General features: G+C 38.5%; 12 protein-coding genes. 8 read left to right on the top strand and 4 right to left on the bottom strand.

The window, feature by feature from the left end; translation table 11 throughout:
• Positions 1-25 precede the first annotated feature (25 nt).
• The 3 genes from HDE70_RS16850 to HDE70_RS16840 form a co-directional block, all read right to left on the bottom strand.
• Positions 26-1,618: a discoidin domain-containing protein gene (locus HDE70_RS16850; RefSeq protein WP_183866373.1), complete on the bottom strand. Its 1,593-nt coding sequence runs from the start codon at positions 1,616-1,618 to the stop codon at positions 26-28.
• Positions 1,619-1,951: 333 nt separating this feature from the next.
• Positions 1,952-2,884, bottom strand: coding sequence for a YeiH family protein (locus tag HDE70_RS16845; RefSeq protein ID WP_183866372.1), 933 nt, complete (start codon positions 2,882-2,884; stop codon positions 1,952-1,954).
• A 72-nt stretch (positions 2,885-2,956) separates the two neighbouring features.
• Positions 2,957-3,853 carry a LysR family transcriptional regulator gene (locus tag HDE70_RS16840; protein ID WP_183891314.1) on the bottom strand — a complete coding sequence of 299 codons (897 nt, stop codon included), beginning with the start codon at positions 3,851-3,853 and terminating at the stop codon, positions 2,957-2,959.
• A gap of 247 nt (positions 3,854-4,100) precedes the next feature.
• Between HDE70_RS16840 and HDE70_RS16835 the strand changes: the two genes are divergently transcribed.
• The 4 genes from HDE70_RS16835 (at position 4,101) to HDE70_RS16820 (ending at position 8,560) form a co-directional block, all read left to right on the top strand.
• On the top strand, positions 4,101-6,236 hold the full coding sequence (locus HDE70_RS16835; RefSeq protein ID WP_183891313.1) for an ATP-binding protein: 2,136 nt from the start codon (positions 4,101-4,103) through the stop codon (positions 6,234-6,236).
• A 302-nt stretch (positions 6,237-6,538) separates the two neighbouring features.
• A complete protein-coding gene (locus HDE70_RS16830) occupies positions 6,539-7,102 on the top strand; it encodes a TetR/AcrR family transcriptional regulator (RefSeq protein ID WP_183866369.1) in 564 nt (187 codons plus the stop codon).
• 3 nt (positions 7,103-7,105) lie between these two features.
• Positions 7,106-8,005: an NAD(P)/FAD-dependent oxidoreductase gene (locus HDE70_RS16825; protein WP_183891312.1), complete on the top strand. Its 900-nt coding sequence runs from the start codon at positions 7,106-7,108 to the stop codon at positions 8,003-8,005.
• Between the two features lie 102 nt (positions 8,006-8,107).
• The gene (locus tag HDE70_RS16820) at positions 8,108-8,560 is read left to right on the top strand and encodes a DoxX family protein (RefSeq protein WP_183891311.1); all 453 of its coding nucleotides are present in this window, start codon (positions 8,108-8,110) and stop codon (positions 8,558-8,560) included.
• A 41-nt stretch (positions 8,561-8,601) separates the two neighbouring features.
• On the opposite strand, the gene HDE70_RS16815 is transcribed toward HDE70_RS16820, so the two are convergent.
• Positions 8,602-9,594, bottom strand: a complete 993-nt coding sequence (locus HDE70_RS16815) for a hypothetical protein (protein WP_260161039.1) — start codon at positions 9,592-9,594, stop codon at positions 8,602-8,604.
• A gap of 421 nt (positions 9,595-10,015) precedes the next feature.
• Here HDE70_RS16815 and HDE70_RS16810 point away from each other — a divergent pair, with 421 nt between their 5' ends.
• From HDE70_RS16810 to HDE70_RS16795, 4 genes are all read left to right on the top strand, one after another.
• Complete coding sequence (locus HDE70_RS16810) at positions 10,016-10,645, top strand: RNA polymerase sigma factor (RefSeq protein ID WP_183866366.1); 630 nt, start codon at positions 10,016-10,018, stop codon at positions 10,643-10,645.
• A 30-nt stretch (positions 10,646-10,675) separates the two neighbouring features.
• A complete protein-coding gene (locus tag HDE70_RS16805) occupies positions 10,676-11,689 on the top strand; it encodes a FecR family protein (RefSeq protein ID WP_183866365.1) in 1,014 nt (337 codons plus the stop codon).
• Positions 11,661-14,432 (top strand): TonB-dependent receptor plug domain-containing protein, encoded by a 2,772-nt coding sequence (locus HDE70_RS16800; RefSeq protein ID WP_183866364.1) that lies wholly within the window; start codon positions 11,661-11,663, stop codon positions 14,430-14,432. Before HDE70_RS16805 ends, HDE70_RS16800 begins: the two co-directional genes overlap by 29 nt.
• Positions 14,433-14,529: 97 nt before the next feature.
• Positions 14,530-15,843, top strand: coding sequence for a hypothetical protein (locus HDE70_RS16795; protein ID WP_183866363.1), 1,314 nt, complete (start codon positions 14,530-14,532; stop codon positions 15,841-15,843).
• Positions 15,844-15,864: the final 21 nt, after the last annotated feature.

Genomic DNA, 15,864 nt, shown 5'->3' with positions numbered 1-15,864 from the left:
GGGCTTTAACTATAGCAGATAACGACTAAAATGCACCTGCTTCAGACAAAGCAGCAAAAGATTGTCCGTCATAAGAAGATTTCGCTATAATTTTAAAGTAGCGGAAAGTCTGTTTAGCAGGCAAATTAATGTACTGTGACCCATTTACATTAGCCAGCACATAAGATCCTGCCGAAACAAAACTTGAACCGTCCGTACTATACTGGATCTCAAAATCCTTAATAGCTCTTTGTAAACCGTTTCTTTGGGTAAGACTAATCCCGGTTACTTGTTTAGCAGCAGCCATATCTATGGTAAACGAATGCGGATAAACAGCAGTAGTACCTGAATATTGTGAATGCCAATAGGTATTGATCACCCCGTCAATCAGATTCGCAGCTTTACCATCTTCTTCGGCGGTCTCCTGTGAGCTTACATTCAATACGTTCCAGCCAGTTTTGCTAAATTCATCTCTGCTGCTGAAGTTCAGTACCGGAATACCATTTACAAAGTCATAATTATAAATTGTTTCTGTGACATTACCATTGTCATGAACTAGTTTAACTTTCAATTCATATGGATTGCCATCCTTGTATTTAAGCTCTGAAATTGGCATTTCCACATAAAAACTATCCACCCCGATCGCTTTAGATTCCCAGGTAGTGGCGTTATAATCCTTATTTACGCCAATCCCTTCATTGTTTACATTCGGGTCATTATAATAAACCACACTGTTTACTTTCACATCTGAAGTAAACCGGCCGGAAACAACAATCGATGATTTCGAAGGATCATATTTTGCATGAATCTTACTGATTGATGCCTTAACCGCACCGTAAGAAGCTTTATCACCCTTATTAAAGACTTGATTTACATTTAATATCGCTGCATCTGTAGCAGTTAAAAAAGTCGGGGAAATCCCTAACGTACCATTACCGGCCCACATTAATGCCATGCCAAGCGTTGCATTTTCCGATACTTTCTGACAGTTGTGCGGTAAATTCAAACCATGTCCTAATTCATGCATCATTCCGCCAAACCAAACACTGAAACGTTTACCATCTGCATCCGTTTTACCCAGGTTTTTAATATCCATACCCTCATAATCAAGTGCATAACACCACTTTCCAGTTCCATAAAATGGCCCTCCGCTTGGTGTTCCGTCTGCTTTAAATTCATAACGCGGTATAATTACCAAAGTATGTGCGCTGGTATTTTCTGCGGGATGTGCGGTGAAATAAGCATTAATCTCTTGTGCAACAGCCCCATTTCCCCCAGAATAAGGATAACTGCTTTTTGGTTTGGTCCCCCTGATCACTGTAATTTTCACCCCTTTAGTCGGGCTGGTAAACAAGCCAAAAGTTTTATCTGCATACCCATTACGGGCCATTTCATCTTTATAGAATTTCTGTCCCCAAAGCATCAGGTCACTTAAACGCTTTTGATAACCAGGCAGGGTATCTAAATCATTTGGTATAAAATAGACCAGGTTAAGGTTATGGACATGATCACTGCTATAACCATCAGCAGTGGTTACTACATCTACCGGCGTAGTACCACCACCTGAAGGATCTATTGCTTTTTTACAAGCCATGAAGCTGATCAGTACCGGAATTAATAATAATAGTTTTCTTTTCATAGTGTTTTTCGGTTAGGTTAAGATATTGTATTCAAGCACAATGCTTTATACAATTGTAATCTATAGATATCCGAAAAAACCAAGCCTATTAAATGATACACAAACGTTTGACTTACTGCCAGTATAATTATCAAATAATAAGTTCATTCTTCCAGTTCATATTGCAAATACCTTTTAGAATACCTATAAGTCAGCATTTACAGCTTACAAAACCATCATCAATCGTTTTAAAACTGAGCATAACTTAGCATATACACATCTTAAAAACATAGCACATTATCTTACAGGAGCTTATCAAACGTTTGCGCAAAAATTGTTATCAGAATTCAACCCCTAAGCTAAAAGCAGAATTGCCCATAGTGAAACTGAAGAAATAGCTATCCATAAGATGGCTCCCTGAAGAAAAGGCTTGACTCCAACAGTTTTAATGACCTTAAATGATAAGCCGCTTCCTATCAAAAATAAGGTTAGTGTCAACCCTGTTTTAGCCACGCTTACCGCATAAGGAGCGAAAGGTTTAAGGAAAGGCAAATAAGTATTTGCAAGCATCGCCATTATAAATAATCCGATGAAATAGGGTATTTTAACTTTCTTCTGGTCACTTTTAAAGATAAAAGCAGTGCAAAAAGCTACAGGGATAATCCATAACGCCCTTGCCAGTTTAACAGTGGTGGCGATCTGTAAAGCCTGCTCTCCATATTTACTGGCTGCCCCAACTACAGAGCTGGTATCATGGATCGCTATGGCGCACCAGATCCCAAACTGGCTTTGTGACAAATTCAAAGCATGTCCTATTCCCGGAAATATAAATAAAGCAGCAGAATTCAATATAAATACGATCCCTAATGCCGCAGAAATTTCTTTTTCACCAGCTTTCATCACCGGAGATAAGGCTGCAATAGCACTTCCTCCGCAAATAGCCGTACCAGCAGAGATTAAAAAAGAGGTTTTACGTTCAGTCTTAAAAACCTTACCCAGGATGAAGCCCAATGTGAGCACGCCAAAAATTGAAGCGACTGTAAATAATAAGCCTTCCTGGCCAGCTTTTAGTGCAAATGACAGGTTCATTCCAAACCCCAGTCCGATTACAGCTAGTTTAAGCAACCAGTTAGTCGCTTTATGATTGAAATTAATAAACGGATGTTCTATGAGCTGTGCAATTGCAAGACCTAGCAAAAGGGCCAGCGGAGGAGACATCAAAGGTAGCAGACAAAAGAGTGCAGCAACAATAAATATAATTTTACGGGTATTCAAATTCAATGACATAATCTTTGTTATTTATAGCACAAAGATGCCCCTGATGGCCCCGCAGATCAAATTGCGAATATTAATCCGCCATTACTTCAAGTTATGGGTTAAACGTGCGTGGCGCAAAAAAACTTCCGATAAGCCATCCAGTTTACCCTGAAGATGGATAAAATAGAAATGACGTTCTATATCCAGTCCGGCTACGTCAATCACTCTTAAAGTTCCACGCTGAAGTTCATTGGTCAGCGCATGTACAGATACAAAAGCCAGGCAGTTGGAGTGCATCAAGTATGATTTGATACTTTCAGTACTTCCAAGGTGTATTTCTACTTTAAGATCAGATACCCGCATCCCGATCTCTTTTAAAGCATAGTCTATAACTTCAAGCGTGCCTGACCCCTGTTCACGCATCACAAAGGAATTCTCCAGTAATAATTCTTTACTCAGTTCAGATTTTTTCACCAATGGATGATGCTGACCGCATACCAACACAATTTCATCCCTGATAAACTCTGTATAACTGATTTCCTGATGTTTAGATCTTCCTTCGATAATTCCAAGCTGAATTTCTTTATCCAGTAAAGCTTTCTCAATCTGTTCCGTATTTCCATTAATCAGGTTGATAGCTATGGCGCTGAATTTTTTCCTGAAACTGGCAAGAATTGGTGCAATTACATAATGGGAAACTGTAGTACTGGCCCCCATTGCTAAAATCCCCTCTTTTTTATGAACAAGTGCATTCATATCAAAATCAATATTCCGGTAGATATCAAATAATGATTCCGTATGACTGAGTAATAGTTCTCCGGCCGGAGTCAGCTGAATTTTATTTCCTTTACGCTCAAAAAGCTTATTGTCATATTGCTGCTCCAATTCATAAATATGCTTGGTTACTGCAGGCTGGGTGATGAATAAAGCAGCCGCAGCTTTAGTAAAACTAAGCCGTTTAGCTACGGTATAAAAAACTTCTAAGCGAAAGTCTGACATAGGTGCCCAAGGTCTTAATAAAATGGCAAAAAACGAAATACTGTATTACCCAAATTTGAATGCTTGTTGTCTGAATATATTTCTAACAAAATTTTCAACTACATTTACAAGCTTAAACAAGCCATTTCAGCAAATTGCTATGGTTTATAGCTAACCTAAAACCTCTTGTAAGATTTTTTACTATTCACAGGCAAACCTCCTTAAGTATAAAAACACAGGAAATAAGATTAAAAAAAATCATATACTAATGAAAAACAAGCGGATCTCCTTTATAGTAATTCTGATAACTATTGTTTTATTTATTGGATTGCTGTTGAGAACATCTTTCAACCAATATACGGAACAAAAAACGCTTCAGGCCACAAGTCTGCAAAGAGATGCGAATAATGAGCAGATCTACAAGCTGGATACCATTAACATGGGCTTGCAGGAAGCGGAAAATAATTTCAGAATGTACACTTCCTTATGGGAAAAGAAATACTTCATCAAATATAGCCAGGGTATTCAGCGCATTTCTTCCCTATTGGAAAGTTTCTCAAAGGAAGATCTGAACAGTGTTTCTACTGATATATCCAATGATTTAGCGAAAAGAGACAAGCAGATTTTGCTTTATGCAAAAATTAAAAGAATGACGGATTCACTAATGTCTGTCAACCTGAAAGTTGATACTGGTAAAACTTTATCTACGGCCATTTCATTTAAGAAATCACCACAGCCTGTAATAAAAAAGATCATCAAAACGGAAGTTATTAAACCCGCTCCGGAAGCGAAGAAAACTAAATTCTTTCAGCGTATAAAGAGTGCTATACTCAATAAAGAAGATAAAAAAGATACCGCTCAGACTAGTAAAACGGAAACGGTTATCATGGAAGCTACTGAAAATGATAATCTTTATACCAGGAAAAACCTGGAAGATGTAGAGAAGTTCTATAAAAATCTTTTCGAAAGTCAGCGGGGTAACCATAAACTCCTGACCGAAAATGAAAGGGCAATTTTAAAGACCAACGGCCAGATTTTAGACAATATCAAAGTGATGTTTACTGAATTCAGTGCGCGCGAACATCAACTTCAGCTGGCCAGGAAGATGTCATTAAGAGATCGGACGCTTCATTCCCTGGAAGTCATCGGTACCTCCGGAAAGATTAATTTCATGATCAATTTAGTATCATTGATCGTAATCATCTCTTTACTGATTACTTTATACCGTGCTTACAACAGGATTGTAAAGGCCAACAAATTAGCCTCTGAACAGGTCATTGTTAAATCCAGGTTTTTTACAAGTATAAGCCATGAAATGCGTACGCCGCTAAATGCAATTTTAGGAGCAACTGAACAGCTAAAAGCTACCCCATTAAATACTGAACAGCAAACAATGGCAAATTTGCTGGAAACCTCTTCTTCAATGCTGCTGTCTGCGGTCAATGAAATCCTGGACTTTTCAAGGATGGAAACAGGAAAATTATCACTTTCAAAAACCCCTTTTCAATATAAAAATATTCTGCATGAAATTGTTGCAGCAACTGCTGTACTCGCGACTCAGAAAGGACTGAAATTAATATTAAACCAAAAGGATGCACCCGATTTACTGATCACTGGTGATCCATACCGGTTAAAACAAATCCTGGTTAACCTGATTGCTAATGCCATTAAATTCACTGACCAGGGAGAAGTCCGTGTAAAGGTGGATATCAGGAAAACAGAAACCGGCCATGTACTTTTGCTGATAGAAGTCAGTGACACTGGTATTGGGATTTCAGAAAAAGAACTGCCTTTTATTTTCGATGAGTTTTCACAGGTGATCAATAACAAACGCATGGATTGGCAAAAAGGGTCAGGATTGGGATTACCAATCTGTAAAAAACTGGTTGACCTTCATCATGGAAAAATAACAGTAAATAGTATTTTAGGTAAAGGCACTAGTTTCCATCTGGAATTACCTTATACCATTGCAGCGCATCCACAGGAGGTTTTAACGGATAAAGAAGTATTGGTTTCCAGAGCAGATGCTTTTAAAAACATCCATTTACTCGTAGTGGACGATGCAAATATGAATTTACTGGTCATCAAAATGATTTTTAATAAACATAAAATCAGCTTTGATACGGCTACAAATGGTGAAGATGCTTTAAAAGCTTTTGATTCAAATCACTATGATATGGTGTTAACAGACATTGAAATGCCTGGCATGGACGGCGTTGAACTGACCAAGAAAATCAGGGCTCATCATGATATTAAAAAATGTGGAACACCAATTATAGCGATAACCGGCCAGATTTCTCCTGAATCTCATCAGAACTATATTTCCTCAGGCCTGAATGATTATATAGTTAAACCATACAAAGAGAGTGAGTTACTGGAAAAAATACTGGATTACCTTCCTTAATTTCATTGATTAATTAAACTATTACTGCTTAATCAATTGATTAAAAATCAGTTGATGAGCGGAACTGTGTTTATAATTTCCAGCTTAAGCCACTCCATATTCCAGATAGTCTTCTACCCTGTTTAAATAAGGTTTCGGTTCTATTCAACTTAGGTATTCTTTAATATCTGGCAGCGTTTGTGGCTAGTAACTCTATTCCCATAAAAACGTCATTTTCTAAAACAACTTTACTTAAATGTCTCACATTTGAGAAATTATTCCTACAATTGTATCTTCGCAACTTGATTGCAAAAACAACATTAATGAAAGACACCAAACAAAAAATTATTGATACTGCTATTGAAATCTTTAATGATGACTATTCTAGTGCGCTGGAAAAAGTAGCGGAACGGGCAGAAGTGACCAGAAGAACACTTCACCGGTATTTTACAGATAGAAATGATTTGCTAAAGGCTTGCCATTTAGAAATGCAGCATAAATGCAAAGTCAATATTACCAATGCAATCAATAGCTCAGAAGATCCGCTCATCCAGTTAGAACGGGTTTTATATGCAAGTATTGAATGTGGTTCTAAATATGCTTTCTTTCAGAAATTACATCAATATCAAGGGCATCAGCACCAGAAAGAGGATGAAGATTGTGCAACCTATGATCAGACTTTTTCCCCTACAACAGCTGTGATCAGGGAATTACAAAAACGGGGGATAATCAGTCCTAACCTGACAATCGCCTGGATTAATTTGTTTATGAGCGGAATTATCACAGCGACTATTCAATCTTCAACCAGCGGATCTGTAGCAAAAAATGACATTAAAGATTTCGCCTGGTTTTCATTCAGTAATGGAATTGGAATTAATAAATTATAAAAAATGGAAAAACATGAATTTGAAGTTATCATTATTGGTGGTAGCTATAGCGGATTATCGGCGGCCATGTCTTTAGGCAGGGCCATCAGAAAAACATTGATCATTGATAGCGGCCAGCCTTGTAACAGTCAAACACCACATGCGCATAACTTTATTACTCAGGATGGCTTTAGTCCGGCGCAAATTGCAAAAGCGGCTAAAGATCAGGTAGCTGTTTATCCAACAATTCAGTTTATGGATGATACGGTAGTCAGCGCCATTGGCGAAGACTTTAATTTCACAGTGACTACTGCTAAGGGAATACAGATCAGCGCAAAAAAATTATTGTTTGCAACCGGAGTAGCAGATCAGCTTCCGGAGATTCCCGGACTTTCATCTTGCTGGGGAATTTCTGTCATTCACTGCCCTTATTGCCACGGCTACGAGTATAAAGATCAACCACTGGGAATTTTATCAAATGATGAAAACACATTGGATTTCAGTAAATTAGTTTCAAACTGGAACAAAGATCTTCGGGTTTTCACTAATGGAGAACCAAAATTCAGTACAGTTCAACAGCAGGAAATCAAAAATTTAAAGGTAACCATTATCGAAAAGCCAATCGCAAATATCGAACATGCAACTGGCCAGTTGACAGGTATCCGGTTTTTAGACGGAACGATAGAAAAAATTGAGGCACTTTATACCAGACCACCATTTGTTCAACATTGTACTGTTCCCCAGGAAATTGGCTGTGAACTGGATAAAAGAGGGTATATCGTGACTGATGATTTTAAGAAAACAACTATTCCGGGTGTGTATGCAGCAGGTGACAATATAAGTCCGATGAGATCTATTGCAAATGCCGTAGCAGCAGGCAGTATTGCAGGCGCTATGCTTAACCACGAACTGATTATGGCCTAAGTTTTAGGCCGTAAACATTTAACCACCAAATATTTGTGTTTTAAATATATTTTATCCTTAACTTAATATAACCAAATGAGTTTATCTTAAAAAGGAGGTTTTATGAATATGGTTCAAAAAATAGAGCATTGGGGTGATATCCATCACACCAAATCGCTCGATATAGTCCGTATCGGACTCGGCTTACTGATTATCAGCAAAGGTATTGCATTTGTCAGTGACACCGGAGTGCAGCAGGAATGGATTATACAGCACAACACTTTGGGGTTTTCAGGGTTAATGGCCGTTGCAGTATTACATACTGTCGCTTTTGCACACCTGGTTGGTGGTTTACTGATCCTGATCGGACTGGTTACACGCTTTGCTGCTGTAATACAGATCCCAATTCTGCTGGGCGCTATTTTCTTTGTAAATATTTCTAAAGGGTTCTCTTTCCTCAATTCAGAATTATCGCTGTCAATTATTGTATTGCTGCTGCTGGTTCTGTTCTGGGTAGTAGGTTCAGGGCCATATTCGGTAGACAACTGGATGAAAACACACCGTCCAAAACCATAAATGTAGCGTAAGTTATACTTACGCTACATTATTAATTGATATTAATTAGTACTTCCTGGATAAGTTACTCCAGGGAAGGTCAGTTTCGCTTGTTGTAACTGCACTGTCCAGTCATTGCCTTGCTCATCTTTGTTTCCAAAAGCAGTAAGCGCCAGCGGCTTTAAATCAGCACCCGCAGCCCCGCTCCAGAAATGAACAAATTCTCCAAAATTCAATTTCCTGCTGTATTCATTGATATTGGTCACACCATTTGAAACTACATGTTTCGGGAAATTTGCAGCTAATAAAGTAAAATACTTATTCAAAACAGCTGTTTTTCCATATTGCGTGTAAAGTGGGTACCACCAGTCTTTAAACCAATGAGACTGCGCACGTGGATAATTATCCGAACCTGCTGAAACCAGGTTATACCAGCGTTGTGCATCAGCCGTTCTGCCCAATCCAAGGTATACATCATAGATATAGATCTCCATCCACTTGCTATCATGCCAGATATCAAATGCTGGTGAACCATGTACGCCTTTTGAAGCGCCTTCTACGATATGACCAACTTCATGCGTAGTCAGATCCAGGTCATTGCCTGTTCCTGATAACCAGGCTTGTGTACTTCCAGAACCGCAATCAATCACATTTCTGTAATCATGACTGGCATCCATATAAGTGCTTGGATGGCCGCCACTGTATTTCCCGGTATGCAAAATCACATAAAGCGGAGATTCATTTCCGAAAGCACCATACGTTTTTTTGGTATAACTCCACACTTGAGCCAAAAAGGTATAAGGCCACGTGATGCTCCTGTCTACTGCATCATCATAATACACAGCTACATTTGAATCTTTGAAAACACGGTTAAGCAATTGATTATGCTCAAACCAATGTTCTTTCCAGGTAGTTGGAGGATCAACAAGGGCTGCATTAGGCTGAGTCAGCGTTTTGTCAGAAGAAAGCCCGTCTTTGCTGGCCGGGTCTTGTTTAGTACAGGCGATCGCGGTGCTCAAAACGAGCAGGCTAAAGATCATTGATTTAGTTTTCATAGGTTTATATTTGTTTTTAATGGTTATGAAGCTATCATGATTTTATTTCCATTTCGTTAGGTGATCTGAAAAATCATGATGGTTTCATAGGTTTATGATTTATTGGTTAAAGATTAAAAATTTGTATTTTAGGCATCATTAAAACGTTTTAACAAAATAAAAAAGAGGCAGATCATTACATTATTAATAAATAAGATGTTTTAAGATTAATTAATTATCAGCTGATAAATAAATATATTCATTAATTTTAATTCAGAGATAAAATTTAATAAAAAATTTAACACAACTATTTTAAGACAAATGACTTAACAAAAATATTTTCACACTATAACCTTAAACAGCTTCTAAAACAAAATAAATAATCTAAGTTTAGCCTTATTTTTACGGGTAATAGCTAACCAATTCTTTTATATAATTTTTTATGCAGGCAAATAACAGGAATAGTACTATGTCCTTGCTTGATGATGCCGAATTGGTTGATCAGATTAAACAACATAATAAACACGCTTTTGACGAGCTTTATATAAGGTTTGCAAAAACACTTACTGGCTACGGTCTTCGCTTAACGGATGATATACAAATTATTGAAGATAGTCTGCATGATGTCTTTGTATGGATCTGGACAAACAGGGCTAAATTTGACATCAGGTATTCTTTAAAAAGTTATCTGATCAAATCGGTAAGAACAACGATTATTCATAAACTAAAAACACAACAAAAAAATGTAAGCACTGATTTTGTAGATGATGATGAAGAAATACACAGCGATTTTTCATTTTATAACACAGTTGAATCCGAATTTATAGCAAAAGAAAGCCACCAATCCACAGCAACAAAAGTTTTAGCAATGCTGGAGACGCTTTCGCCTAAACAAAAGGAACTCATACATTTGCGCTATTATCAGGAAATGAGTTTCAAGGAAATAGCTGCGCTGTTAAATATCAGTATCAAGGGCTGTTATAAATTAATGGGCAGGGCAATAGACGGGCTGAGACAGAAACATCTCCTTATTTTATTTTTACTTTGGGTACATGGGGTAATTAATCCTTAAAAAGCCTCTTATAAATTATAATCGATAAAAATGTCATATCAGGAATATACAACAGCTGATTTTGTAAATGATGAGAGCTTTACGAATTACGTAAAAGCCACTGATCAACAGGCCACGCTTTTCTGGGAAAAGTGGATTCATGAGCATCCATTGTCCCTGGAAAAAGTGAATGAAGCCAAGGAAATCATCGGCTTGCTGTCTTTAGGGAAAGATCCGCTGAAGGAACAATTTTACGAAAGCCTTAAAAACCGGATTGACTATACCATTAGTGCACAGAATACAGACTATCAGCCTGTTGTTAAAAATATATTTCCTTTTTTCAAAATAGCAGCTATACTGACCGGCCTGGTTATTGGCGCAGGATTGTTGTTCTATATAGGTAATAAGACTGAGAACATGGCACTATTAACTGTTGTTGCTCCGTATGGACATACTAAAACCATTATGCTACCTGATAGTTCTACTGTTATCCTGAACGCAAACAGTTCGGTGAAATATCCTGAAAAGTGGGACAAAACGAACAGGCAAATCTGGTTAAATGGGGAAGCTTATTTCCAGATCAAACATATTGAAAAGAAAAATCAGCCAGCCGTAGCCTTTACTGTACATGCAAATCTTACTGAAGTCAGTGTTTTGGGCACTGTATTTAATGTGAATACACAGGCAGATAGCACGCTTGTGACTTTGGTGAGTGGTAAAGTTGGCTTAAAACATAAAAACCAGTCTCTTATCCTTGCGCCCGGTGACTATGCGACTTGTAAAAAGGGAGAAATTGCCTTGAGAAGAAAAACAGGTGATATCGAACAGTTTACTTCCTGGGTGAATGGTAAATACATTTTCAAAAATGCTACTGTAGCAGAGGTCTGTAATAAATTATCTGCTTATTATGGTAAAAAATATCTGATCAAAGATCAATCCATCCGTACCAGGGAATTTTCCGGTACATTGGAACTTAAAAATGAACCTGTTTTAATTCAGACTTTGGCAGCCTTGCTGAATACGACAGTAAAAGAGAATGGCAAAGAAGTTTATATCGGAAGTTAATTTATATGTAGCAGGCATTCTTTTGCTTGCACTATTTACTATTTCTGGTGGAAGAGTCTTTGCACAATCCCCTGATCAGTCCCTTGGAAATGAATTAGATTTACTTTCTGCGCACTATAAGGTCAGCTTTGTTTATGAAGCACAATTGATTGCCGCGGTTAAACTGAACCATTATAAACGCCTGGCTCAGCCGGATCTGGATCTGATTTTATATCACTTACTAAATCCGCTAAATCTGGCTTTTAAAAAGATATCTGATAGTCAATATATTATCAAAGCTGCTGTACCTGCCGAAAAAATCATCATCAAACCGATTATATTAAGTTTAGATGAAGTGGCTATTTTAGGTTCTCATGCCAAAATGCCGCGTACAAAACTGCAAACAGCTTTACCTGTGGATGTTCTTAATCAGCGTACATTGATGCAAACTGGTCAGACAGACCTGGCACAAATGCTGCATTATACTTCTTCCTCTTTCAATTCTTCTAAATATGGGATCAACAATGTAGCTTCTTATGCGGAACAGTCAACCCTGCGCGGACTTGGCCCGGATCAGTTACTGGTTTTAATCAATGGCAAAAGAAGGTATAATATCGCTGCCTTAAACCTGAACAATACAGTTGGAAAAGGAACCGCAGGAACAGATTTAAGTGCAATTCCCGCAGCAATGATTGAAAAAATAGAGATTTTAAGGGATGGTGCTGCTGCGCAATATGGTTCTGATGCAATTGCTGGTATTATTAATATCGTTTTGAAAAAAGAAACCGGAGGTACTTTCAGTACTCAGGTCGGTCAAACCAGTAAAGGTGACGGTAGCTATACACAGAACAATTTGAGCTATGGTTTACCACTGGCTTCAGGCAAAGGGTTCCTCAATTTCACGTTAAATTATCAATATCAGCAGTCTACTAACCGCGCCAGGGCTTATACCGGATTAGTCTATACCAAGATTAGTGATACGGCTAAGCTGAGCAGCATAAATTTCCCCGCCCCTGCTGATAAACTAGCTGAAAATAAACGAAGAGACGATTTATTGGTTAAAGAAAAGGGGTTCCAGCGTAACCAGGGTCAGTATGGTGATGCAGAAATCAAGAATATAGCGCTATGGTTCAATATGGAAACGCCTGTTGCTCAGGATTGGAAGTTTTATTCATTTGGCGGCTTTTCACAAAAAAGAGCAATAACCTTCGGATTTTATCGCTTTCCAAATTTCTATCCCGCCTCAACTCCACTATTCCCTGATGGATATTTGCCAGAATTTCCTGCTGTATTATCCAACGGATCTGTAGCTGCCGGGCTTAAAAAAGTAAGTTCAGCTGGTTGGAATATGGATTTTAGTGCTGTTTATGGCTATAATAAGCTCAATAGTGAAGCGGTGAATACGGTGAATGCTTCCATGGGTAAAAACTCTCCTTTAACTTTTAATGCAGGTGGAACTATATTACAGCAGGGCATTCTGAACCTGGATTTTTCCAGAACGCTCACCCCTGGTATTACCTTTGCCGCAGGTGCGGAATCACGTTTGGAAAATTACCAGATCATTACCGGAGATGAGGCATCTTATCTGGATGCAAATTTACCGGGTACACCCTCTGCCCTTTTAAAACTCCTAGGAACCAATGGAAGACCTGGTTTTAAGCCTGATGAACAATTAAATAAATACCGGGCGAATGTTGGCATTTATGCTGAAGTAAATATGGAACTTTCCAAAAAAACCTTAATTGCTGCTACTGCACGTTATGAGCGCTATAGTGATTTTGGAGGAAATTTATCAGGTAAACTGGCAATCAGACATAGAATAACAGATGCTTTTGTATTCAGGACATCACTGAGCCGTAATTTCAGGGCTCCTTCTTTACAGCAGGTTTATTACGATCAGCTTCAATTTCAGTTCTTCCAAAAAAACGGGCAATCGGATGTTTACCTTGTACAGCATTTCCGCAATGACAGCCCTGTTTTACAGCAACTGGGCATTCCAAAGCTCCGGCCAGAAACTTCTATAAACCTGAGCGCCGGCCTTACCGGAACAGTTAATTCTTCGCTGTCGCTCTCTGCTGATTTTTACTATATCCCCATTCGTAACCGGATAGTCGTTTCCGGAAGACTCGATAGTTCGGTTGTAGCCCTGCGTCCGGTTTTAGCAAGTGCAGGGGTAACAGACCTTCAGTTTTTCATCAATGCGCTAAATACCTATACCAGAGGGGTTGAGCTTACAGCTAATTATACAGCAGTTTTTGCGCAGCAGCAATCACTCACGATCAATGGAACTGCTTCTTTCAACCGGACTAAAGTTAAATTGAAAGTGGCCAGCCTTCCGCTTGCGGGTGGGGGAAATATCCCGGCTTCTGAGTTGCTTCCACGTATTGATATCGGAATTATTGAACATGCACAGCCGAACAGTAAAATGATACTGTCATGCGCTTATCAAATGAATGCTTTTAATTTTTTACTGCGCAATACTTATTTCGGACAAGTCGCTGCCTGGGAGAATGATCCCGTTTTTGACCAGACCTTTAGCGGTAAGGTGATTACTGATGTGCAGTTTTCCTGGCGCCTGAATAAAAGATTTTCGGTTAGCACAGGTTGTAATAATTTATTTAATGTCTATCCTGATGAAATAAAAGAGATTAATGAGTTGAATACGAATTTATCTTTTGGCGGACAGATTCCTTATAGCAGAACAGCTAATCAATTCGGTTTCAATGGCATGAACTATTATGCCAGTTTACAGGTTAAATTTTAGACAGGTTCATCTACCCTATATATTGATATTTTTTCTGCACAATGGGGTAAAATCAGCTGCTGGTCCCTCTTAGCTGATTACAAACCAAATATTTAATATGAAATTCTATCATTACCTGTCAGGCATCTTGTTTCTGCTGCCTGCAATTGTGCTGGCACAGAACCAACCTCCCCCTGCCGATCCCCTCACACTTTATCTGAATAAGGAAAAAACGCATTATCTGAAATTTGGCGGATACATGCAGGTCTGGTTTAGAAATACACAGCTTAATCCTGGCAGTAAAATCAACGATTCGCAACTCAGCTCTATAACCGATATTTCCTTAAGACGTGTGAGGTTGAAAGTAACTGCTATGCCGGTTGATAATTTGATGCTTGTGATGCAGCTTGGTCCTACAAATGTGAACAATCTGACCAAAACGGACACCTATGTAGATTTACTGGATGGATACGCAGATTATAAGATCAATGAATATATTTCTGTTGGAGGTGGCCGTTCTTCCTGGATGGGCCTTTCAAGATATGCTACTGGTTATACGAAAACTTTGCTCTATGAAACTCCTTTAATTAACCTCGGGGATATCAATAAAAGAGATATAACACAGCGCAGGCTGGGGTTATTTGTAAAAGGCATCATTGAAAAATTAGATTACCGCTTTGCCTATACGACTCCTTATAATACGGGAGGGACAGCTCCTTTGACTGATATTGCTGTATTTAATACTAAAGTGGTCAAACCAAACTGGTCAGGTTATATCAAATGGCAGTTTTTTGATAAGGAGAGTAATGTGATGGCGCAAAACCAGGGTGCATATCTGGGTAAAAAGAAAGTATTGGCTATAGGTGCCGGATTCGAACTTCAAAAAGATGCATTATGGCATAAAAATTCCGTAAATGATACTATAGCCGATAACCTGAAACAGTTTGCCGCCGATATTTTTTACGATACACCTGTCAATAAAGAAAAAGGTACCGCATTCACCTTTTATGGCGCTTATCATCACCACGATTTCGGCCCCGATTATACAAGGATACTGGCCATAGGAAACCCTGCAAACGGACTGGATGCCAGTACAGCATCTTTCAATGGTTCTGGAAATGGTTATCCTGTCATTGGAACAGGTAACAGTATCAGTGTACAGACTGGTTTTCTGCTGCCTTATTTTAATCAAAAGAAAAAAGGAGCACAGTTACTGCCTGCTGTGGGTATCCAGTATTCAAAATTTGAAAGGCTCGCAGATCCAATGGTTACTTATGATGCTGGTGTAAGTTTGTTACTGAAAGGCCATTCTTCAAAACTTGTCTTTAATGCACAAAGCAGACCCATATTCAGGGCAGAACCTGATGGTGAACTGACTACCACTATGCGAAAAATGATGTACGTACTGATGTATCATATCTCAATTGACTAAATTTTAAACTAATAATCATTA

It is taken from the genome of Pedobacter cryoconitis (genome assembly GCF_014200595.1).
Lineage (GTDB): Bacteria > Bacteroidota > Bacteroidia > Sphingobacteriales > Sphingobacteriaceae > Pedobacter > Pedobacter cryoconitis_C.
Note: the sequence above shows the minus strand (reverse complement) of the source record. Positions and strands in the feature narration are given on the sequence as shown.